The organism is Paralcaligenes ginsengisoli, from assembly GCF_054781135.1.
In genome coordinates this window covers 144,003-164,884 of record NZ_BAAGUZ010000031.1, presented here as the reverse complement: position 1 = coordinate 164,884, position 20,882 = coordinate 144,003, and the positions used below count along the sequence as shown (strand labels likewise).

The following is a 20,882-nucleotide window of genomic DNA, read 5'->3' as shown; positions in this document are numbered from 1 at the left end:
TTATGTGCATTGCCTACCTTGCAATCCGTGCCCATGCCGACTGGCCTTTGCTGATAGCGGCCAATCGGGACGAATTCCACGATCGACCGAGCCTGGCGGCTGCGCCGTGGCCGGATAGACCCGATGTTATTGCCGGAATCGACTGCCAGGCTCAAGGCACCTGGCTGGGTGTTACGCGCCAGGGGCGATTCGCCCTGCTCACGAACTACCGCGACCCCGCGCACATGATCGGCAATGCCCCATCGCGGGGCGAGTTGGTCAGCCGCTACCTGACTCAGCCTGTGTCCGCGCGACAGTATGCGCAAGGCGTCTCGGATGCGGGTGCGGCCTATAACGGCTTCAATCTTATTGTGGGAGACCTGGCCGGGGCGTACTACGTCGGCAACCGGGATCCCCGCAATCAGGCCTATCCAATGCGCGAAGGCCGATATGTGGTCTCCAATCATCTGCTGGATACACCTTGGCCCAAGGCCGAACGCTTGCGCCGGGCGCTTGATGGATTTCCTCTGAACGACCTGGAAAAATCATTGACTCCGGTTTTTGAGATCCTCAAGGACGATACCAGGGCGGACGATCATGTTTTGCCGGACACAGGCATCCCGCTAGATCGGGAGCGCTTGCTCAGCAGCCCTTTTATTGTCAGTCCTGGCTATGGGACGCGCTGTTCCACCGTTATTGCCGTTCATGCAAGCGGGCGCGCGGTACTGAGCGAAATTACATATGACCCTGCCGGCATTGCCACGGAACGCCACGACTGGCCTTTTACGATCGAAATGGACCAGCCCCGGCCTGATTCTTTCAATACGGAATAGAGGAATAGAATAAGGCTGATGTATTCAATCTGGAGAATGCTATGAATGCCTTGCGCCTACCCGCCTCGAAATCCACACTGCCACTCATATCGCGGCTCATGCTTGCCGCCGTTTTTCTGCTGGGTATGCTGGCCTTTGGCCAGGCTCGCGCCGAACTACCTCCTTTGCAGCACCTTGGGTCGGTCGATTATGTCAGCGGCGGAATTGGAATTGACGAGTCGACCGCCTTCAAGGCTGCCATGTCGCAGTTTCCTCTGGCGCTGACTTTTGCCAGCAGCCTGGATGGCACGGCGGCGTATGTGTCCGACGTGCAGGTGGTGATACGCGATAGTCAGGACACCGATGTATTGAATGTTGCGTCAGACGGCCCTTATTTTCTGGCACGGTTACCGGCGGGCAAATACAAGATCTTCGCGACCTACAATGGCAACACGCAGTCGCGCACGGCGGAAATCGGCGGTAGCGGAACGGTTCGCCTTATGTTCGAATGGAAATAGCCTTGGCCTTCGCTGGCTCTTAACGGCCATCCGTCATTTGTGTTCTTTAGCGTTCTTAAGCGTTCTTAAGACGCGGGGGTGGCGGCCCAGGCGGGGTGGGGCTCGCATCGTCCGGTCCTGACTGTGCCAGGACTGCCCGCGGACTCAACGCTCGCCCCACCCCGCCTGGGCCGCCACCCCCGCTTGCGTTGAGGTTTTTTGGGCGATTGCAGATGGCTTTTGCATGCGTATGGGCTGACGCGACTATGCGGGAATTGTGTGGGCACCGCGCGGCTGCTCGTGAATCCGGGAATCAATGCAAAGTCCGGTTTCCAGCCCAATCCTTGCCCGGATCGCTGTCATCGCCGCCGCCCTCTTCACCGTCTTCATCTTCATTCTCGGTATTGAGGTCTCCTAGCGCGGCTTCCCAACTGCGTAACGGAACGCAGGTCTGCAGCCTGTGCAAGGCCTGATGAATCAAGGCCGGGTGCAATTCATGCCCAACGGTCGACGCGATATCCAGGGTAGCGTCGCCCCGCAGTTCCGCCAGCCGCGCGTGCGTACTCCGGATCTGGCCCACCGGCACCAGGGTATCGTCCGCGCCATGCAGAAAATGCAGCGTCGTGGCTCTGGGAGCGGCCGCGGGCGGGCTCGCGTAGCATCCGGAAAATGCCAGCACGCGTCCCGCCAGATCGGGTTGCGCCATGCAGGCTTCGAGCGCCAGGGTCGCTCCTTGGGAAAAACCTGCCAGCGCGGTCTGCTCGCCCGATAAGCCATGGCGGGCCTGAAGCTGTTGAATTTGAGCAATCAAAACAGGCAAGGCCTGCGCTACATGCGCCGCATCGTTGCTTTTACCCGGATCGTCCGGCTTGAGCCATTGATATTGGCCGGCCTGCATAGCTTCGATGCCATAAGGGATCACGACCAGAGCATTGGGGAAGGCCTGCTTGATCGCTTGCGCCAAAGGCAGCAATTGCTCAGGACTGGCCGATTCTCCATGCAGAAGCACGAACAGTTGCTGCGGCTTGCCTTGATCGGGCGAAAAAACCAGCGGATCCGGGGTATCTGATTTCAATATAGACATGGTTATCGCATTGGAAATACATATTTCGGCCTGATGGCACACATCCCAGGCCAGCCATCATCAAGCAGGTAAAAACGCCGCCGGCAACCTGCCTGCGGCGCACTGACCCTATTATTGCCAGCCATAGCGGCGATCGTAAAGCCCCTTCATCAACTGTATCAGACACACATAGCCCAGCAAAATAGCCAGCATCCAGGGGAAATAGCTCAAGGGAAGCGCCTGCAGTTTGAAATAGTCGGCCAATGGCCCCATGGGCAGGTAGACCCCCGCGGCGACGATCAGGGCGGTCATCAGCAGCAGTGGCCATGATGCCCTGCTCTGGAAAAACGGAAGCTTGCGCGTGCGTATCATGTGCACCACCAGGGTCTGCGACAGCAAGCCTTCGACAAACCAGCCGGACTGGAACAAGGTCTGATGCTCGGGCGAGTTTGCCGCAAAAACGAACCACATCAGGACAAACGTTGCAATGTCGAATATTGAGCTGATGGGGCCAAAAAACACCATGAAACGGCCCAGGCTCTCGGGATTCCATTTCTGGGGCTTGGACAAGAGTTCGTCATCGACATTATCGAAGGGAATAACGATCTGCGAAATATCGTACAGCAAGTTTTGCACCAGCAAATGAATCGGCAACATGGGCAGAAATGGAATGAATGCGCTGGCCACCAACACCGAAAACACATTGCCAAAATTCGAGCTCGCCGTCATTTTGATGTATTTCAACATATTGGCAAAGGTCTTGCGGCCTTCGATCACGCCCTGCTCAAGCACCATCAGGCTCTTTTCAAGCAGAATAATATCGGCCGCCTCTTTGGCAATATCCACGGCCGAATCCACCGAAATACCGATATCTGCCGCACGCAATGCCGTTGCGTCATTGATGCCATCGCCCATGAATCCCACTACATGGCCCTGGCTGCGCAAGACTCGCACAATCCGTTCTTTTTGCGCCGGAGAAAGCTTGGCAAACACCGTTGTTTTTGCCGCGGCCTGCATCAATTGGGCGTCGCTCAGGTCGTCAATCGCGCCGCCCAGCAGCACGCCTTTGATATCCAGATCCACCTCTTTACACACCTTGAGCGTAACCAGCTCATTGTCGCCGGTCAGGACTTTGACCTCGATGCCGCTGGCTTTCAGAGCCTGCAAGGCCGGCCGCGTAGTTTCTTTGGGAGGGTCCAGAAAAGCCATATAGCCGATCAGGGTCAGGTCGGCTTCATCGGCCACGCCATAAGCCGCGCGTGTCGGCGGCAAGTCTTTGCCGGCCACGGCCACCACACGCAGCCCTTCCTGGTTCAGCCGCGTCGTGATCTGGCGTATGTTTTCCAGCCACTCCAGGCTCAGCGGCTCTGTCTCACTTCCATTGCGAACCCGTGTGCAGGCTGCAAGCACTTCTTCCAGAGCTCCTTTGCAGATAAGCTCATGGTGGTCTTCTCGCTCGCTGACCACTACCGACATGCGGCGCCGGACGAAGTCGAACGGGATTTCATCGACCTTGCGGAAATTGTGGGCCAGATTCAGCTCCTGGCGCAATTCGGCATGCTCCAGCACAGCCACATCCAACAGGTTTTTAAGCCCGGTTTGATAATAGCTGTTCAAGTACGCCATCTCCAGCACATGATCGTCGGCGTGGCCAAAGATATCGGTATGGCGCTCCAGCACGATCCGGTCCTGGGTCAGCGTGCCGGTTTTATCCGTGCACAGTATGTCCATGGCGCCGAAGTTCTGGATCGCTTCCAGACGCTTCACAATCACCTTTTTGCGCGACAAAGCCACGGCGCCTTTAGCCAGCGTGGACGTGACGATCATCGGCAGCATTTCCGGCGTCAATCCTACGGCAATCGACAAGGCGAAGAGCGCCGCCTCGACCCAGTCTCCCTTGGTGAATCCGTTCAGAAGCAAAACCAGCGGGGCCATGATCGACATGAAACGGATCAGCAGCCAGCTGACTTTGTTCACTCCGGCTTGAAACTGCGTAGGAGTCTGGTCGGCCGCAGTCACCCGTTCGGCCAATGCGCCGAAGTAGGTTTGATTGGCAGTCCCCACGACTACGGCTATGGCCGAGCCGCTTATGACATTGCTGCCCATGAAGCATAAATTTTCCAGCTCGAGCGGATTCGTCACCGACGCATCGCTTTGCTGGGCAAATTTCTCGACCGGCAAGGATTCGCCAGTCAGGGCCGCCTGGCTGATAAACAAGTCCTTGGCACCAAGCACACGCAAATCGGCAGGCACCATATCGCCGGCCGAAAGCAAAATGATATCGCCCGGGACCAGCAAGCTGATAGGCACTTCGGCCTTGCGCGGGTTGCGCGGATGCAGGCGTATTCCAAAGAACTGTTCGGCCTCGAAAGCCGCGGTTTGAGCCGGATCGCGGCGCAGCACCGTAGCGGTATTGCTGACCATCTGCTTGAGTTTCTCGGCCGCCCCGTTGGAGCGCTTTTCCTGCACAAAACGCAGCAGAGTCGAGACGACCACCATGGTGCCTATGACTGTTGCCGCTTTCAAATCCTCGGTCAGATAGGAAATCAAGGCCAGAACCGTCAAGAGCAGATTGAATGGGTTGCGATAGCACAGCCATAAATGCACCCACCATGGCATGGGTTTCTCATGGGCAATTTCGTTGGGGCCGATGGCTTCGCGTTTGGCATCGGCCTCAGCCTCGCTCAATCCGTCGTTATGCGAGGCCAGGTCCCGCAGCACGGCATCGGGCACGGCTTGCGATACTTCAAGCAGATAGCCGGACAAGCGGTCGGATACCTTCTGGCCGACGGCGGAGCCGCGCAACAGGTCCAGAAAAGCCCGACGACGGAACTGACGGGCCGGCAGGCCCTTGTTTACAAACGCCAGGAGGCGCAATTTAATGGAATTGAAATGCATGGTTCTTCCCTACCGGCCAAGACGAATGCTTGCCGGAATTCCAGATTCAACAACTCCGCAATCGTTCAGGACGATAAACACGCATTGCAGGCCTTGAAAACCAGGCACGGCAAGACATCGTCCACGAACGCATCGCGGCAAACAAGAAGGGAAAAGAAGAAATCAACGGGGCCGAATGGCCCATCGATGCCGCTATTCGCCTGTAACAAAGGCAGCGGCGGAAGAGCTTATGAAAACCTCGTCGTTAGCTGCCGATGCAAGATCGACTACTACTCGAATCACTATCCACGAGGGAGCTCCTGTAAAAAAGACTCGCGCACTATACCTCCGGCTTCGATGAATAACAAGGCTTTGCGAGAAAAAGCAGAAACCTGTGGCGCTGCGGCCTTGTTGTGGCTATCATTGATACTGTATATTTATACAGTAAAATTACGAAATAATCCGCAGCGCACCAACATGAACACTATCCGATCTCCCGCCCTGGCGCATCCCGAACGCATCCACCCGGCACTATGGCGTGGGTCCCAACTGGCCCAGGCCCGTCAAACAACGGTGCCTACCGGGTTCGATAGTCTCGATCGCGAACTCCCCAACCAGGGTTGGCCCACCGGCACATTAATCGAGCTCATGCCAGCGCGGCCCGGCATCGGTGAAATGCAGCTGTTGCGCCCTGCGCTTGAACTCCTCGACCGCGAGCGCTGCATAGTCTTGGTAAGCCCCCCCTACATGCCTTATTTTCACTGTTGGTTCAATTGGCAACTCGGCGGGCATCGCCCGGTATGGGTCAAAGCCAGCAGCATGCCCGACTGCTTATGGTCAGCCGAGCAAATACTCAAATACCAGGCTTGCTCCGCCTTGTTGTGCTGGACGACCCATATCCGTCCCCAGGCACTGCGCCGCCTGCAACTGCTTGCCCAGCAAAGCGACGCCCTGTTCCTTATGTTCCGCCCGCCCGTCGCCGCGCTGCAGGCCAGCGCTTCGCCCTTACGCCTGGGCCTCGCACCCAGCCGCCAAGGTCTTGTCGTCTCCATACTCAAGCGTCGCGGGCCTCTCTGTCCAATTCCCGTCCTCATCCCTCTTTACCCCACGCATTCCCAAATAGCCGTTCCCGCGTCTCATGCACCTCTGGATCAGTATCTACCTGCCCACGCACAGCCTCGACGCGCTTTTTCCCCATTGGCCAATTAATACGCCACTGGCCGCGGTCTTGCGCCAGGAAAAGGTCTGGGCCTGCACTTCAGCCGCACAAGCGCTGGGGGTGCGAGTTGGCATGCGCCGCAGCAGCGTGCTGGGGTTGGCACCGCGCATTGTCTTGCGCAACGACGACCCTCGGGCGGAACAGCATTATTTGCAGCAGATTGCACTGAGCTTATTGCAATACACCCCCTGCCTGGCATTTTTCGACCCCCACACCCTGGTGCTCGATGTCAGCGCCAGCCTGCGGCTGTTCAACGGGCCGCGCGCTTTGTGGCGGCGGCTGGCCAGTACCCTGCATGCATTGGAAACCCACGCCTGCCTGGGCATGGCGCCCACTGCACGCGGCGCCTGCCTGCTGGCCCGGCAAACCCATTCCAGGCGTCGACGTGTGCTGCGGCATGTCTCGCTGCAACGTCTGCTCGACCCGCTGCCCGCCGGTTTATTGCCGGCAACGCAAACCTATGCCGAATGGCTGCAAGGCATAGGCTGCCAAACGCTCGGGCAATTGCGCCAGTTGCCGCGCAAAGGCCTGCAACAACGCAGCGAACCGGCCCTGGTCCAGACGCTGGACGCCGCCTACGGTGCAGTCGACGACTACTTCAACTGGTTCGAAGCGCCCGATCGTTTTTCACAACGCCACGACCTGCTCGAGCGCATCGAATACACCCCGGCAGTGTTTCACGCGGCTACCCGGCTCATCGAACAGCTTTGCGGCTGGCTGCAAGCCAAACATGGCACCGTCACAACGCTTTGTTTCGGCCTGCATCATGAAAAAGGCCGCCATGCGCGGCCACCCACCCTTGTGAATCTCAAACTGTCGGAACCGGCGTGGCAGCCTGGCCATTTTGAAATCGTCCTGGGCGAACAGTTGCGGTCCCTCAGCCTGCCCGCCCCGGTCATCGCCATCGAACTGGAGGTTGCCGCCATCGAGGCCAGGCAAGGCCTGAGCCAGAGCCTGTTTATCGAACCCGCCCAATGGCCCAGCCAGGAACGCCGTTTGTTCGATATATTGCGCGCACGCCTGGGCGCGGAAAATGTTCTGCACGCCCATCCCCTGGCCGATTATCGGCCTGAGCGGGCCAATCGCTGGGAATCCGTCCCCGGGCCATCATCCCACGCACCAGCAAACCGGGCCGAACACGCGCTTTCCGGCAAAACCGGCACATTATCAAGCGGCATGCCGCCGCAACTCCCCGACTGTGCCAGGCCATTCTGGCTATTGCCTGAACCGCTCGCGCTGGAAACCCGCAACAATCATCCCGTTTACAAGGGGGCAAGCCTGCGCCTGGTCCAGGGCCCTGAACGCATCGAAACCGGCTGGTGGGACGAACCCGGCCAGGAGTTACGCGACTATTTCATTGCCCAGGATGTCGGCGCCGCCCGCTACTGGATCTACCAGGATCGCCGCTCACCCGGCTGGTTTTTGCAAGGCTTTTTTGCCTGATTTTCCCAGGGCCTGGCCTGTATGCAAAAAAACCTGATCCCTCCATACGCCGAACTGGATTGTCTTTCGAATTTCACTTTCCTGAAAGGCGCCTCGCATCCGGAACAACTCGTGGAACACGCAGCAAAACTCCACTATCAGGCACTGGCCCTGGCCGACGAATGTTCGCTGGCCGGCGTTGTGCGGGCGCACGGCGAAGCCAAGCGGCAAAACCTCAAACTGATTATCGGCAGCCGCTTCGTTCCCGAACAATGCCCGGCCGAAATCATCGTGCTGGCATGCAACCGCAACGGCTACGGCAATTTGTCCGAGCTCATCACGCTGGCTCGCGCAGGCAGCGTCAAGGGTCAATATCGTTTGAGCCTGGACGACTTTCTCAAGCCCCAAGCCGGCTGGGAACATCTTGAAAACCTGCCCGATTGCCTCATTCTTTTCAAACCTGGCAATCCAGATCAGACTGAAACCTGGCTGCCTCAGCTCGAATCCCTGCTTAAGGCTTTCAAGGGCCGGATCTGGCTCGGGCTTGGCCGGCACTATCAAAACAAAGACATTCGGCCCACGACAAAACTGCAAACGCTGACCTCCAGGCTCGGTATTCCGCTGGTCGCCACCGGCGGCGTCGAGATGCACGCCCGATCGCTCCAACCTTTGCACGACACTTTGGCAGCCATACGCCTGAAGCGCCCCATCCAGGAATGCGGCTATGCACTGCAAGCCAATGCCGAGCACCATATGCGCAGCATCCGGCGCCTGGCGGCGCTATATCCGGAAAGCGCATTGTTGGAAACTCTTGAAATTAGCCGCCGGTGCACTTTTTCCCTGGACGATATCAAATACGAATACCCCATCGAAATCGTTCCTGAAGGGCATACCGTCAAAACCTATCTGCGCCAGGAAACCTATGCCGGCGCACAAAGACGCTACCCCCAAGGGCCAAGCGACGCCGTCAAAGCTCAGTTGGAAGAGGAATTGGGGCTTATCTCGGAATTGGACTACGAGCCTTATTTTTTAACCGTATACGATATCGTGCTCCATGCCCGGCAACAGGGCATACTCTGCCAAGGCCGCGGTTCGGCGGCCAATTCGGCCGTATGCTATTGCCTGGGAATCACCGAGGTCAATCCCGAAAACGGCAATTCACTTTTTGCCCGCTTCATCAGCCGCACGCGCAACGAACCGCCCGACATCGATGTCGATTTCGAGCACCGGCGCCGCGAAGAAATCATTCAATACATTTACCGCAAATACGGGCGCCAGCGAGCGGCCCTCACAGCCGTGGTCACCACCTACCGAACCCGCAGCGTCTTGCGCGATACGGGCAAGGCGCTGGGGCTGGACCTGGATCTTGTCGCCCGGGTGGCGCATTCCTTTCACCACTGGGACAGCAAACAGGCGCTGCTTGGAAAAATCGCCGAGCAAGGCCTGGACCCCGGCTCGCGCATTGCAAAGTCGTGGGCCGGACTGGCGCAGGATCTCATGGGCTTTCCTCGCCACTTATCGCAACACCCGGGCGGCTTCGTGATTGCGCGCAGCAAGCTGACGCGTCTGGTGCCCATTGAAAATGCGGCCATGCCCGAGCGCAGCGTCGTGCAATGGGACAAAGACGATCTCGACGCCATGCACCTGCTGAAAATCGACGTGCTGGCATTGGGCATGCTGTCCGCCCTGAAACGCGCCCTGGCCTTGACCGGCTGGTGTCGCGCCCAGGCACTGACCATGCAGACCATACCGGGTGCCGACAAACCCACCTACGAGATGATGTGCCGCGCCGACACCATCGGTGTATTCCAGATCGAATCGCGCGCCCAAATGAGCATGCTTCCACGCCTTAAGCCCGAAAAATTCTACGACCTGGTCGTGCAGGTCGCCATTGTGCGGCCGGGGCCCATACAGGGCGGCATGGTTCATCCTTATCTGCGCCGGCGGCAAAAAATCGAAAAACACGACTGCCCTCCTGGCCTCGAGCACATCCTTTCCCGCACCCTGGGCGTACCCATATTCCAGGAGCAGGCCATGCAGATCGCCAAGACGGGAGCCGGTTTCAGCGACGATGAAGCCGATGAGCTGCGCCGTTCCATGGCGGCCTGGCAGCGCAAGGGCGGCGTCGATAAATTTCGCACAAAATTCCTCGACGGCATGCGCAAGCACGGTTATGCGGAAGATTTTGCCGAACGCCTATTCAAACAGCTGGAAGGCTTTGGCGAATACGGTTTCCCGGAAAGCCATGCCGCCAGCTTTGCGATCCTGGCCTATATAAGCGCCTGGCTCAAACGCCACGAACCCGAGGCCTTTCTGGTGGCGCTGCTGAACTCCCAGCCCATGGGTTTTTATTCCTCGCGACAACTCGTTCAGGATGCCCGCAATCATCAGGTCGCAGTCCTGCCCGTGGACATAGCCACCAGTTTGTGGGAAGCCGCATTCGAATTTCCGGCCCTACCCCCACCAGTCGGCGGCGATACGGTACGCCCCCAGGTACGGCTGGGCTTCAATCTGATCCGTGGCCTATCTAAAGAAGCCGGCTTGCGCATCGAGTCCGCGCGCCGGCAGCGGGCGTTTACCGACACCCACGACCTCGCCCTGCGCGCCGCCCTGAGCCGGCACGATATGGATGCCCTGGCAGGGGCCGATGCCTTGCTCTCCCTGAGCGGACATCGGCGCCTGGCGCATTGGGCCGCGGCGAATGGCCCTTTCAAGGGGCTGCTGCGCCCGGCCCCGCTTGCCGATACCCATCTACCCGAGCTGCCCGAACCCACCGAGGGGCAAAGCACACTGGCCGACTATCGATCTCTGGGGCTTACTCTTGGACGACACCCTGTGGACTTTCTGCGGCCCGCTCTGCAGGCACGGCATTTTGTCAGCGCGGCCACGCTTTTAAAGGACTATCCCGACCGCCGCCTGGCCCGCGCCTGCGGCATGGTAACCATGCGCCAGCGGCCCCAGACCGCCAAAGGCATCGTCTTTGTCAGCCTCGAAGACGAAACGGGATCCGTCAACGTCATTGTGCGGCCCGATCTGGCCGAGCGCCAACGCACCGAACTCACCCAGGCCGGCTTGCTGGGCGTCTATGGCATTTGGCAACGCCACCAGGGAACCTGCCATCTCATCGCCAGCCGACTGGTGGATTTAAGTTCGCTGTTGGGCCAGCTAAGCATTCCGAGCCGGAATTTTCATTGACGAGCCTTTGCATGGCCAAAAACCCGCCCACGCAGCCCGCGGCCATCGCAGCGGCAAAAACCGAATTATCGTATGCGCGTTAAAATGAATGCCACAGTTTTTGCATTTCATGCACGGGCATGAATTTTTACTTAGGACAAACTATGAGCAATACGCTCAAACCTCAACTAGCCGAAGCCGTCAAAGCCGCCATGCGTGCCAAAGAAGCCGCTCGCCTGGGTACCTTGCGTTTTCTGCTGGCTGCCGTCAAGCAAAAAGAAGTCGACGAACGCCGCGACCTGAACGACAGCGAAATAATTGCCATCATTGAAAAGCAGGTCAAACAGCGCCGCGAATCGATAGCCGCTTTCGAACAGGCCGGACGCACGGAAACGGCCGAGCACGAGAAGGCCGAACTGCTTGTACTGCAGGAATTCCTGCCACAGGCTGCCGCGCCCGAGGAAGTCGCCGCGGCAATCCAGTCCGCCATCGACGAGGTTACTCGTCAAGGCATCAGTGGCGCACCCGCTATGGGTAAAGTCATGGCACTGCTCAAAGCCGCCTTGGCCGGACGCGCCGATATGTCGGCCGTTTCAGCCCAAGTCAAGGCCAAGCTGGCCTGAGCCGCCAAGCGTCCGAGCCCGATCCGGCGCCGATTTTACTTGTAGGCAAAACAGACCGTGGTATCCATGCGCACCGACTCCTGCATGGCGTCGAGCGCGGCCTTATCCCAGGGAGTGCGGCCCCAAATGGCCTGAGTCACCTGCGTATGCTGCGCATCTATGGCTTTGAGTTCGGTGCGGGCCACGGCGTCGCTACCCAAGGGATTGAGCACAGCCACCACACCGGAACGAGTATCAGGATTCAAAGAAGCCCGCACAGCAAACTGGTTCTTGCCGCGCAGACATTGCTCGGCCTGATCCCGCGCTCGTTGGTAGACCGTTTGGTAGTCGCGCGCCACCGAATACGAAACACTGGGCGATACCCCCGGCTGTATGCCTACGGCGCACCCCGACAGCAATCCTGTCACCGCCAATCCAAGAACAAACGATCTCACTGCCACTCCTCGTTGAACACGCCTTTGTGATTATGCATGAACACGCGGGCATCCGCCAAACATTACTGGTTTGACAGCACCACCGCTGCGGCAACAAGCACGCAGCGCCCGTTCTCTTCTCAAGCGACCAGCGCCGTCCGATCTTCACCCAAGCTCGGATAATCGGTATACCCTTCGGAGCCGTTTGCATAGAACGTGGCCGGATCTGCCTCGTTCAGGAGCGCGCCGGCATCCAGGCGCGCCACCAGGTCGGGGTTGGCGATAAACATCCGCCCAAAGGCCACCGCATCGGCATCGCCTCTGTCGAGCGCCTGCTGCGCGCGATCCAGGTCGAATTGCTCATTGGCTATGACCGGACCCGCAAACAGGCGCTTGAGTGTTGCCAACTGGCTGTCCTCACCCACGGCCTCACGTATGAAGATAAAGGCAATATGGCGCCCACCCAACTGCTCGGCTACATAATTGAACAACGCAGGCGGATTGGAGTCGGAGGTTGAATGCACACCGCCGCGAGGCGATAAATGCACGCCTACCCGGTCGGCTCCCCAGACCTCGATGCAGGCGTCCACGATCTCCAGCAGAAATCGCGCGCGATTTTCCACGGAGCCGCCGTATCGATCCTGGCGCCTGTTGGCACCATCCTGTAAAAACTGATCGATCAGATAGCCGTTCGCCGCATGAATCTCGACCCCATCAAAACCGGCTGCCATGGCATTGCGCGCCCCGCGCGCAAAGTCGGCCACAATACCGGGAATTTCCTCGGTGTCCAAAGCGCGCGGCGTGACATACCCGCGTTTCGGGCGCAACAGGCTGACGTGGCCCTGAGGGGCAATGGCGCTGGGCGCTACCGGCAAGCCGCCGTCCAGAAGCTCGGGATCGGACACGCGGCCTACATGCCAGAGTTGCAGGAAAATCTTGCCGCCGCGGGCATGAACGGCCTGAGTGATGGCATGCCAGCCGGCAACCTGGGCTTCAGACCAGATCCCGGGCGTATCCGGATAGCCGACCCCCTGGGCCGACACGGAAGTGGCCTCGGTCAGGATCAACCCGGCTCCCGCCCGCTGGCAATAGTATTCACGCATCAGGGCATTGGGAACACGGCCCTCCGTTGCGCGAGTGCGCGTCAAAGGGGCCATGACGATGCGGTTTTTCAAATGGACCGCGCCCAATTGGAGGGGCTCAAACAGATTGTGCATATAAAAGGCTCTCTTGAACTAACGTTAACCCTTAGTTTGCCTGAAATCCTTATGATATGTGCGGATATACTTATAACCCGACCTCCCATCCCCATCATAAGGACACCCGCCCATGGGACAATTTGCCGTTATCGGCCTGGGCCGCTTCGGTTCGGCCACCTCGCTCGAACTGGTAAAACTCGGACATTCCGTGCTGGGCGTGGACGCCAATAACAAGGTCGTCGACAAACTGGCAGACCAGATCACCCGCGCGGTCATTGCCGATGTCACCGACAAACACTCCCTGGAAGAGCTGGGCCTGGAAAACTACGATGTCGTACTTGTCGCCATCGGCGAAGACCTCGAGGCCAGCCTGCTTTGCGTCGTGCATCTGAAAAGCCTGGGCATCAAGACCATCTGGGTCAAGGCCACCTCGCATGCCCAGCACCTGATTCTCGCCAAGCTGGGCGTGGAACGTATCGTGCATCCCGAAGAAGAAATGGGAATCCGCATTGCCCAGGCCCTCAGCTACCCCATGGTCAACGACTATATTTCGCTGGGCAATGGCGAGTTCGTCGTTGAAATCGAGGCCAGCGAGCATTTGCAAGGCGTGCCGCTAAGCCATTTCCTGGGAAGCGGTTCAAACCCCATCCATGTCCTGCTCGTGAAACGGCGGGCTGAAATTACGTTCCATCCGGCCGCCACCTTCGCGCTCGAAGCCAAAGATACCCTGATCATGACCGGCCAGCTGCAGGCACTGAAAGCCCTCGCCCCCAGGCTGGAATAAGCTCATGCGCAACTGGCAACCCCTGCACGGCTACAAGACTTACAGACGGATCCGGAAAACCGGCCTGTTCAACGCAAGCCCGCCCATCGTCCTGGCTGCCGGCTTTCTCATTTTAATTGTGCTGGGGGCCTTCATGCTGTGGCTGCCGGTTTCCACACGCCAGCCCATCAGTTTTTTCACCGCCCTGTTCACGGCCACCTCGGCTGTAACCGTAACCGGCCTGAACCTTGTCGACCCCGGCAGCACATTCACTCACACCGGGCAAATCATCATTGCCCTGCTGATCCAGATCGGCGGCCTGGGTTTTGTCACTCTGGCCGTGGTCGCGGCATTGACCCTGGGCAAGAAAATCAGCATAAAGCAGCAGGCATTGGCGCTGGAAGCCTTCAACCAGACCAGTGTGTCGAAAATCCGGCAAACCGCCTATTCGGTGTTCAAAATTTCAGCCATCATCGAAATAGCCGGTGTCATCATCCTGACCTTGCGATGGTGGCCCGAATCGGGTTTTGTGTCCGCCTTGTACAGTGCCCTGTTCCACGCCGTATCCGCATTCAACAATGCCGGTTTTTCACTCTATTCGGCCAATATGGCGGGCTTCGTCGCCGACCCCATCGTTATTCTCACGATGTCCGCACTGATTATCCTCGGCGGAATCGGCTTTACCGTTTTGAGCGATATCAACGCCAAGCGCAGTTGGTCCAAGCTGCGCCCCTACACAAAAGTAATGATTCTTGCCACGCTGGTTCTCAATCTGGTGGGCTTTGTCCTCATCTGGGCGCTGGAATTGAACAACGCCGATACGCTCGGGCATTTGTCGTTTTCGGGCCAGGCCCTGGCTGCCTGGTTCCAGAGCGTTACGACCCGCACGGCCGGTTTCAACAGTCTTGATATCGCCAAGCTGACCGACACCAGTACCCTGCTCATGATATTGCTGATGTTCATAGGCGGCGGCTCGCTCAGCACGGCCAGCGGCATCAAGGTGGGAACCTTCGTTGTGCTGCTTGCGGCCGCTTATTCGTATATTTTTCGCCGCAAGGAAATCGTGCTGCTGAAACGATCGATTTCTCCCGAAATCATCCAGAAATCCCTGGCTTTGCTGCTGATCAGCACCGCGCTTGCCTTTGCCGGCGTTTTCCTGATTTCCATCTTCGACAAGGCGCCATTCCTGAGCATAGTCTTCGAAGTGGTTTCAGCCCTGAGCACCGTCGGCCTGACCCGCGACCTGACTCCGCATCTATCGGCCGCCAGCCAGGCTATTCTTATTGTGCTGATGTACGCCGGCCGCCTGGGGCCTCTTACTCTGGTGTACAGCATTGCGACACAAACGCGCAGCCGGATCCGCTACCCCGAAACGGAAATGCAAGTCGGCTAAGCCCCAAACCCATACAGATTCGCGGGATTATCGACCAGTACCTTTTTCAGGCTTTGTTCATCGGCAACCCAGCGCCTCAAGGTATTGAGCAATACGCCATCGTCGGGTACATCGGCCTCGTTGAAATAATTGATATGAGGCCAGTCTGTACCCCACACCACATGATCCGGATTGGCCTTCAATATTCTTTCCGCAAAAGCGTCGATATCGTCGTAATGGCCTTTTTTATTGCTGTTCCGATCCGCTCCGGAAATTTTTGTCCAGACCGAACCGTCGGCCAGCATGGCGCACAGCTTTCCAAAGCCGGGATTGTCAATGCCCAGGGCGACATTCATGCGTCCCATATGGTCCACAACCAATGGCACCTTCAGTTTCGCAAGGCGCGGAGCCAGCTCGGGCAAGTCGGGGGCATGGACCCAGATCTGCGCATGCATGTCCAGGTCGCGCAGCAAAGGCGCCAGGGCTTCCAAAGCCTGCAAACCCACTCCATTCTTGTATACCGCCTGGCCATTGAGCTTGTACAGATTGAATCTCAGGCCCCTGATGCCCGCTTCGCGCCATGCTTTCAAGACCGGCAAGCCGATACCCTGATCGCATACGGCAACGCCTCTTAACCTGTCGGGATATTTGCCGAGCGCATCCAGAACCGAGCTGTTGTCGGTGCCGCAGGCGCTGGCCGTCACAAGAACACCCCGCTGAAGACCCAGCCGGTTCAGGTGCCATATAAACCGCTCTGCATCATTTTCCGCGGGAGAGTAGCTGCGCTCATCGGCCAGCGGATATTGTGCATACGGGCCGAATATATGTGCATGGGAATCGCACGCATTCTCGGGAATATTAAAACCGACCTTTTGAAACGTATCAAGAGGAGGACAACAGGGATTCGACATTTTCGGATTGCTCACCACTATTATTTCTGTAACTTGCCTTCGGCGCTCAGCTTGGCCGCAATTTTGTTTTCGTCATTGATCATGCCCATGAATTTCTCGGGTGTGGACGACATGGAGGTACTCCCCACTTTCCCCAGGATGTTCTGCACGGACTTGTCCTGGGCAACCTTCTGCAAGGCTTTGTTCAGCGCCTCGACAACTTCGGTGGGCGTATCCTTGGGAACGAGCAGGCCCGTGCTGGTAGATGCGTCCAGGCCTTTCACGCCCGACTCTTCAAGGGTCGGAACATTGGGCAGCGAAGGCACTTTCTGGGCAGTCATGACGGCCAGCGCTTTCAGGTTACCCGACTGCAATTGTCCAGCGGAGCTGCTGAGCTGATCGACCACCACATCGATCTGATTGCCCAGCAAGTCCACCAGGGCCGGGCCCGATCCCTTGTAGGGAATAGCTGAAAACTTGCAATGCGAGGCGTCCTCAAGGCGGATCAGGCCTATGTAGTTGGTCGTACCGATACCCGAATGGCCTACAGTGACCTTGCCGGGATTGGCGCACGCATATTTCAGAAGCGACTGGATGGTCTGAAATTTACTTTTGCCATTGACATCGATAATCAAAGGGGTCGACGCAACCAGCCCCAAGGACCGGAAATTCGCCAGCGTATAAGGCGTCTTGGTCATATACGGTGTTACCGCTATGGCGTTGGGCGTTGTCACAAGCAATGTGTAGCCGTCCGGGTTCGAACGCGAGACGAATCCCGCACCGATGGCCCCCCCCGCACCCGGCTTGTTTTCCACGATAACCGAGGCACCCAAAGCCTTCTGCAGGGCCGGAGCGATAGCTCGCGCCGTAATATCGAGGTTGCCGCCAGGCGCAAAAGGCACGATCAACGTTATGTTTTTATCCGGATAAGCAGCGAAGGCCGAACCGCATGCGGCCACCGCACAAGAAATAATCGATAGCTTTATTGCTTTGTTAGTAAACATTGTTGTCTCCAGAGATATATTGTTTAAGCAAGACTTGCATAACCGCCATTCAGGCTCAGGTCTTGTAAGAGGGGTCCAGCCTGTCCAGCTTTCTGAGCAAAGCCGGCCATTCCATCAATCCGTAGGGGCGGCGCGTCCCGGGCTGATAGTTGTTCCACGTTTCTTCCAGCGTTTTTTGATCCACCTGCCGCAGCGGTGTGTTGCAAGCCATCGCCGCCAGTTGGGCACGGCACGACAACTCGAGCCTGTGCAGCCAGTTGAATGCCTCGCCTATGCTTTTGCCTACCGTCAAAGCCCCATGATTTCTCAGGATCAGAGCTTCGTTTTGCCCCAGATCCTTCACCAGGGATTCCTTTTCGGCCTCATCCAGAACTACACCCATATAGCTGTGGTAGCCGATCTTCAAAAACCGCATCGCCGTCTGGCTGATCGGTAAAAGGCCACATTCCAGAGCCGAAACAGCCATGGTCGGCCAGCTGTGGATATGAATTACGCATGCAACATCGTGCCGCGCCTCGTGAATAGCGCTATGAATGACGTAACCGGCCTTGTTGATGCCGTAGTCGAGCTCGCCGAAGTCGGGTTTCGCCAGTATTTTGCCGCTGAGATCCACTTTGATCAGGCTGGACGCTGTGATTTCTTCGTACATCATGCCGTAGGCATTGATCAGAAACGCATTCTTTTCGCCCGGTACGCTCGCGGATATATGATTCGCCACCATATCCGACATGCCATACAGCTCGACCAGGCGATAGCATGCCGCCAGATCCACGCGCATTTGCCATTCTTCGGTCGAGCACTTGTCTTTCATTGAAGATATTTTCAACTGGTTATTTTCCATGGAACCCCCGGATATCCGCCTGATCTTGCCCAATAAGAATTGGGACAGGCCACATAACGCTAAACAAATATTGGCCAGACCATGACTCTATGCGCGAATCGAGAACTCCGCTAGACAGCAAAACACAAGAGGTGTTTAATAAAATTAAAGGCTTGTACCGGCCTTTTGCGAACAAACCCATGGCCGTACCGCCCTTTTTCGGCCTTATCCGGCGGCCGGCCCATACCAAATTACCTATCGGCCTCCTTCCCTATGGAATTAAAACAGCTGCATTATTTTGTGCGAGTAGTAGAACTGGGCAGTATGGGCCGGGCGGCCCTTGAACTGAATGTCACGACCTCGACATTGAGTCAGCAAATCAGCCGCCTCGAAAGCGAGCTTTCCACACGCCTGCTTCAACGCCTATCGACAGGCGTCGTACCGACCGGAGCCGGAATCGAATTCTGGCAGCACGCCCAGGCCGTGCTGCGCCAGGTAAAAATCGCATCCAGCGCGGCCCAGGCAGGACGCCTGTCCGGAAAAGTCAGCGTGGGAATGGCGCCCACCACGGCATTGATGCTGGCCCTTCCCCTCTTGAGAGCCATGCAACAGCGCTATCCCAAAATACATCTGCATATCGTCGAAGGATTATCGGGGCATCTGACAGCCCTGCTGGACTCCAGACGGCTGGACTTGACCATGCGATTCGATATGGGCGAGGATCACCGGATGAGTGTCACTCCGCTATTGAAGGAATATCTCTTTGTCATCGGCATGAATAATCTGTCCGGCATGCCCAAGGGCAAAAGCACCCGCCTGGAGCATTTGGGCAAATTGCCCCTTATACTGCCCAGCGGCCGCCACACCCTGGTGAGCATCATCATGAATGCCTTCAAGCGGAAAAACATCATGCCCAATGTCGTGGCGGAAATCGACGGGCTCAATACGCTCATAGGCGCGGTGCAGGCCGGCATGGGAGCCACCATACACCCCAGTTCGGCGACCTCGTTCATTCATAACGAAAATATCGTATTGATTCCCATCGCCGACAAGTCGCTGCATCGATGCAGCATCCTGACCAGCCAGCCAGACGAAGAACTGTCCCCCGCCGCCCTGGCAACACGCGTCGTGCTTAAAGATGTAGCGCACGGCTTGATTAAAAATGGCTTATGGGAAGGGGCGTCGATACTAGGGCCCGAGAGGTAATGGCCAAGACAAAGATAAAGGGCTTAGCCGATAATCGGCTAAGCCCTTTGTTTTGTTGGTCGGGACGGCGGGATTCGAACTCGCGACCCCTTGCACCCCATGCAAGTGCGCTACCAGGCTGCGCTACGCCCCGAAACCAAAGGGTTTAACCTTCGGCCCACTGGCCGAGGCAAACCCCGATCCAGCGAAGAACAGGATTCTAGCATAAATATCTGCGACGCCTGCCCGCCCGTATCAATTCAATTGGATTCCAGACTTGGCAATCACTTTGCCCAACAGTTCTTTTTCATCTTTGATGTAGTCGGCGAACTGTTCAGGCGTGCCTCCGATCGTTTCGGCGCCTTCATTCGCCAATCGGGTCTTGACCTCGGGAATCTCCAATACCCGATTCAACGCCTCGTTCAGTTTAAGGACAATGGGGCGCGGCGTACCGGCAGGGGCAAGTATGCCGTACCAGGAATTCGTCTCGTAGCCGGCCAGGCCGGTTTGCGCAATAGTGGGTACATCGGGCAGCGCCGCAAGCCGCTTCGAGCCGGTAACGCCCAGCGCAATCAGCTTGCCGCTCTGGATATGCGGCAGGATCGCCACCACGCTGCTGAACATCATGGGCACTTCCCCGCTTAACAAACCGGTAAGTGCGGGACTCAATCCCTTATAGGGCACATGCACCATGCTCACACCGGCCATTGACGTGAACATCAAGGCGGCCAGTTGCGAGGACGAACCATTGCCATTAGAGGCGTAATTGAGCTTTCCGGGCTGCGATTTGGCCAAAGCGATTAGCTCTTTCACGGAATGCACCTTCAGCTTCGGATGCACCACCAGAACCAGCGGCGACTTGGCCAGCAGCGTGATGGGGGCAAAGTCCTTGATAGGATCATAGGCCAGGTTCTTTCGCAGGCTGGGGTTGATGGCAAGGCTGCCTACACCGCCCAGAAACAGCGTATAGCCGTCGGGCGCAGCCTTTGCCGCCAGCTCCGCGCCTATGGTGCCGCCGGCACCCGCCTTGTTTTCAACAACGATCGATTGCCCGAGAATCCGCGACAGCTGATCACCGACAGTACGCGCCACATTGTCGTTGCCGCCGCCGGGCGCAAAAGGCACGATCAGCCGGATAGGCCGGCTTGGATAGCCGAAAGCCGGCTGCGCCTGCGCGGTGCCCATGACAGCGCCAAACGCCGCCAGAGCAAGAATTTTTATATACACATTGATCATTTTTTTTGTCTCCCAGACATTTCAATCGCGCCGGTGGCGCGGCATTTGAGTCCCGCCCATCCTATATTCTGTGCCTGGATTACGCAATATGGCGTACAAGGCAATGCACTCCCTCCCCCCTGCACCGTAAGCTGTTCAGACTATATGGCTCCCCCAAGGCGCCCTGTCTTTGCCACGAGCCGCCTCACAACCGATCGGACCAGTAAATTTCTCTCGGGTATTCGACTAATCGCCAGCCTTCTTTCAGGCTGGCGCATCGACCGTTTTGATACGTTCGAATTACCCCATAAAGCCGACCAGGTATTAAATCGCATGCCCTATGTTGCTGCCCCTT

At 57.7% G+C, this 20,882-nt stretch carries 17 protein-coding genes and 1 tRNA gene; 9 read left to right on the top strand and 9 right to left on the bottom strand.

The annotated features are described in order from the left end of the window. Positions 1-2 precede the first annotated feature (2 nt). Positions 3-812 (top strand): NRDE family protein, encoded by an 810-nt coding sequence (locus tag ACYVIS_RS14830; RefSeq protein WP_460874296.1) that lies wholly within the window; start codon positions 3-5, stop codon positions 810-812. Between the two features lie 41 nt (positions 813-853). After that, positions 854-1,309: a peptidase associated/transthyretin-like domain-containing protein gene (locus ACYVIS_RS14825; RefSeq protein WP_460874295.1), complete on the top strand. Its 456-nt coding sequence runs from the start codon at positions 854-856 to the stop codon at positions 1,307-1,309. A gap of 292 nt (positions 1,310-1,601) precedes the next feature. On the opposite strand, the gene ypfH is transcribed toward ACYVIS_RS14825, so the two are convergent. Together ypfH and mgtA are read right to left on the bottom strand one after the other, a co-directional pair. Then, entirely contained in the window at positions 1,602-2,372 is a 771-nt protein-coding gene (gene ypfH / locus ACYVIS_RS14820; RefSeq protein ID WP_460874294.1) for an esterase, read from the bottom strand. Positions 2,373-2,483: 111 nt separating this feature from the next. Further along, positions 2,484-5,249 (bottom strand): magnesium-translocating P-type ATPase, encoded by a 2,766-nt coding sequence (gene mgtA, locus ACYVIS_RS14815; RefSeq protein WP_232743031.1) that lies wholly within the window; start codon positions 5,247-5,249, stop codon positions 2,484-2,486. Positions 5,250-5,705: 456 nt separating this feature from the next. On the opposite strand from mgtA, the gene imuA reads away from it, so the two are divergent. The 4 genes from imuA (at position 5,706) to ACYVIS_RS14795 (ending at position 11,666) form a co-directional block, all read left to right on the top strand. Beyond that, complete coding sequence (gene imuA / locus ACYVIS_RS14810) at positions 5,706-6,437, top strand: translesion DNA synthesis-associated protein ImuA (RefSeq protein ID WP_370635935.1); 732 nt, start codon at positions 5,706-5,708, stop codon at positions 6,435-6,437. After that, positions 6,367-7,890: a Y-family DNA polymerase gene (locus ACYVIS_RS14805; protein WP_460874293.1), complete on the top strand. Its 1,524-nt coding sequence runs from the start codon at positions 6,367-6,369 to the stop codon at positions 7,888-7,890. Before imuA ends, ACYVIS_RS14805 begins: the two co-directional genes overlap by 71 nt. A gap of 21 nt (positions 7,891-7,911) precedes the next feature. Continuing rightward, positions 7,912-11,064, top strand: a complete 3,153-nt coding sequence (locus ACYVIS_RS14800) for an error-prone DNA polymerase (RefSeq protein ID WP_460874292.1) — start codon at positions 7,912-7,914, stop codon at positions 11,062-11,064. A 143-nt stretch (positions 11,065-11,207) separates the two neighbouring features. Beyond that, complete coding sequence (locus ACYVIS_RS14795) at positions 11,208-11,666, top strand: GatB/YqeY domain-containing protein (protein WP_232743028.1); 459 nt, start codon at positions 11,208-11,210, stop codon at positions 11,664-11,666. A 35-nt stretch (positions 11,667-11,701) separates the two neighbouring features. Here ACYVIS_RS14795 and ACYVIS_RS14790 read toward each other — a convergent pair whose 3' ends face one another. Both ACYVIS_RS14790 and ACYVIS_RS14785 read right to left on the bottom strand, forming a co-directional pair. Beyond that, on the bottom strand, positions 11,702-12,100 hold the full coding sequence (locus ACYVIS_RS14790) for a BPTD_2524 family lipoprotein (protein WP_232743027.1): 399 nt from the start codon (positions 12,098-12,100) through the stop codon (positions 11,702-11,704). Between the two features lie 119 nt (positions 12,101-12,219). Then, a complete protein-coding gene (locus ACYVIS_RS14785) occupies positions 12,220-13,296 on the bottom strand; it encodes an alkene reductase (RefSeq protein ID WP_460874290.1) in 1,077 nt (358 codons plus the stop codon). Positions 13,297-13,408: 112 nt separating this feature from the next. Here ACYVIS_RS14785 and ACYVIS_RS14780 point away from each other — a divergent pair, with 112 nt between their 5' ends. Next, a complete protein-coding gene (locus tag ACYVIS_RS14780; protein ID WP_232743025.1) occupies positions 13,409-14,062 on the top strand; it encodes a potassium channel family protein in 654 nt (217 codons plus the stop codon). Positions 14,063-14,066: 4 nt separating this feature from the next. Then, positions 14,067-15,434 carry a TrkH family potassium uptake protein gene (locus tag ACYVIS_RS14775; RefSeq protein WP_232743024.1) on the top strand — a complete coding sequence of 456 codons (1,368 nt, stop codon included), beginning with the start codon at positions 14,067-14,069 and terminating at the stop codon, positions 15,432-15,434. On the opposite strand, the gene ACYVIS_RS14770 is transcribed toward ACYVIS_RS14775, so the two are convergent. From ACYVIS_RS14770 to ACYVIS_RS14760, 3 genes are read right to left on the bottom strand one after another with little or no spacing between them, the layout of a single operon-like run. After that, positions 15,431-16,324: an amidohydrolase family protein gene (locus ACYVIS_RS14770; protein ID WP_460874289.1), complete on the bottom strand. Its 894-nt coding sequence runs from the start codon at positions 16,322-16,324 to the stop codon at positions 15,431-15,433. The two genes, ACYVIS_RS14775 and ACYVIS_RS14770, sit on opposite strands and share 4 nt — an antisense overlap. Positions 16,325-16,344: 20 nt before the next feature. Then, positions 16,345-17,307, bottom strand: a complete 963-nt coding sequence (locus tag ACYVIS_RS14765) for a Bug family tripartite tricarboxylate transporter substrate binding protein (RefSeq protein WP_460874288.1) — start codon at positions 17,305-17,307, stop codon at positions 16,345-16,347. 55 nt (positions 17,308-17,362) lie between these two features. Next, on the bottom strand, positions 17,363-18,148 hold the full coding sequence (locus ACYVIS_RS14760) for a class II aldolase/adducin family protein (protein WP_232743021.1): 786 nt from the start codon (positions 18,146-18,148) through the stop codon (positions 17,363-17,365). A 252-nt stretch (positions 18,149-18,400) separates the two neighbouring features. Between ACYVIS_RS14760 and ACYVIS_RS14755 the strand changes: the two genes are divergently transcribed. Continuing rightward, positions 18,401-19,333, top strand: coding sequence for a LysR substrate-binding domain-containing protein (locus tag ACYVIS_RS14755; RefSeq protein WP_232743020.1), 933 nt, complete (start codon positions 18,401-18,403; stop codon positions 19,331-19,333). Positions 19,334-19,389: 56 nt separating this feature from the next. Here the strand turns inward: ACYVIS_RS14755 and ACYVIS_RS14750 are convergent. After that, positions 19,390-19,466: transfer RNA gene (locus ACYVIS_RS14750), tRNA-Pro, on the bottom strand. Between the two features lie 101 nt (positions 19,467-19,567). Beyond that, complete coding sequence (locus tag ACYVIS_RS14745) at positions 19,568-20,548, bottom strand: Bug family tripartite tricarboxylate transporter substrate binding protein (protein ID WP_460874287.1); 981 nt, start codon at positions 20,546-20,548, stop codon at positions 19,568-19,570. Between the last annotated feature and the right edge of the window lie 334 nt (positions 20,549-20,882).

Bases quoted from the DNA above. Each gene is read 5' to 3' on its own strand.
- ACYVIS_RS14830 (WP_460874296.1), top strand. From the start codon at position 3: ATGTGCATTGCCTACCTTGCAATCCGTGCCCATGCCGACTGGCCTTTG.
- ACYVIS_RS14825 (WP_460874295.1), top strand. From the start codon at position 854: ATGAATGCCTTGCGCCTACCCGCCTCGAAATCCACACTGCCACTCATA.
- ypfH (WP_460874294.1), bottom strand. From the start codon at position 2,372: ATGTCTATATTGAAATCAGATACCCCGGATCCGCTGGTTTTTTCGCCC.
- mgtA (WP_232743031.1), bottom strand. From the start codon at position 5,249: ATGCATTTCAATTCCATTAAATTGCGCCTCCTGGCGTTTGTAAACAAG.
- imuA (WP_370635935.1), top strand. From the start codon at position 5,706: ATGAACACTATCCGATCTCCCGCCCTGGCGCATCCCGAACGCATCCAC.
- ACYVIS_RS14805 (WP_460874293.1), top strand. From the start codon at position 6,367: ATGCACCTCTGGATCAGTATCTACCTGCCCACGCACAGCCTCGACGCG.
- ACYVIS_RS14800 (WP_460874292.1), top strand. From the start codon at position 7,912: ATGCAAAAAAACCTGATCCCTCCATACGCCGAACTGGATTGTCTTTCG.
- ACYVIS_RS14795 (WP_232743028.1), top strand. From the start codon at position 11,208: ATGAGCAATACGCTCAAACCTCAACTAGCCGAAGCCGTCAAAGCCGCC.
- ACYVIS_RS14785 (WP_460874290.1), bottom strand. From the start codon at position 13,296: ATGCACAATCTGTTTGAGCCCCTCCAATTGGGCGCGGTCCATTTGAAA.
- ACYVIS_RS14780 (WP_232743025.1), top strand. From the start codon at position 13,409: ATGGGACAATTTGCCGTTATCGGCCTGGGCCGCTTCGGTTCGGCCACC.
- ACYVIS_RS14775 (WP_232743024.1), top strand. From the start codon at position 14,067: ATGCGCAACTGGCAACCCCTGCACGGCTACAAGACTTACAGACGGATC.
- ACYVIS_RS14770 (WP_460874289.1), bottom strand. From the start codon at position 16,324: ATGTCGAATCCCTGTTGTCCTCCTCTTGATACGTTTCAAAAGGTCGGT.
- ACYVIS_RS14765 (WP_460874288.1), bottom strand. From the start codon at position 17,307: ATGTTTACTAACAAAGCAATAAAGCTATCGATTATTTCTTGTGCGGTG.
- ACYVIS_RS14760 (WP_232743021.1), bottom strand. From the start codon at position 18,148: ATGGAAAATAACCAGTTGAAAATATCTTCAATGAAAGACAAGTGCTCG.
- ACYVIS_RS14755 (WP_232743020.1), top strand. From the start codon at position 18,401: ATGGAATTAAAACAGCTGCATTATTTTGTGCGAGTAGTAGAACTGGGC.
- ACYVIS_RS14745 (WP_460874287.1), bottom strand. From the start codon at position 20,548: ATGATCAATGTGTATATAAAAATTCTTGCTCTGGCGGCGTTTGGCGCT.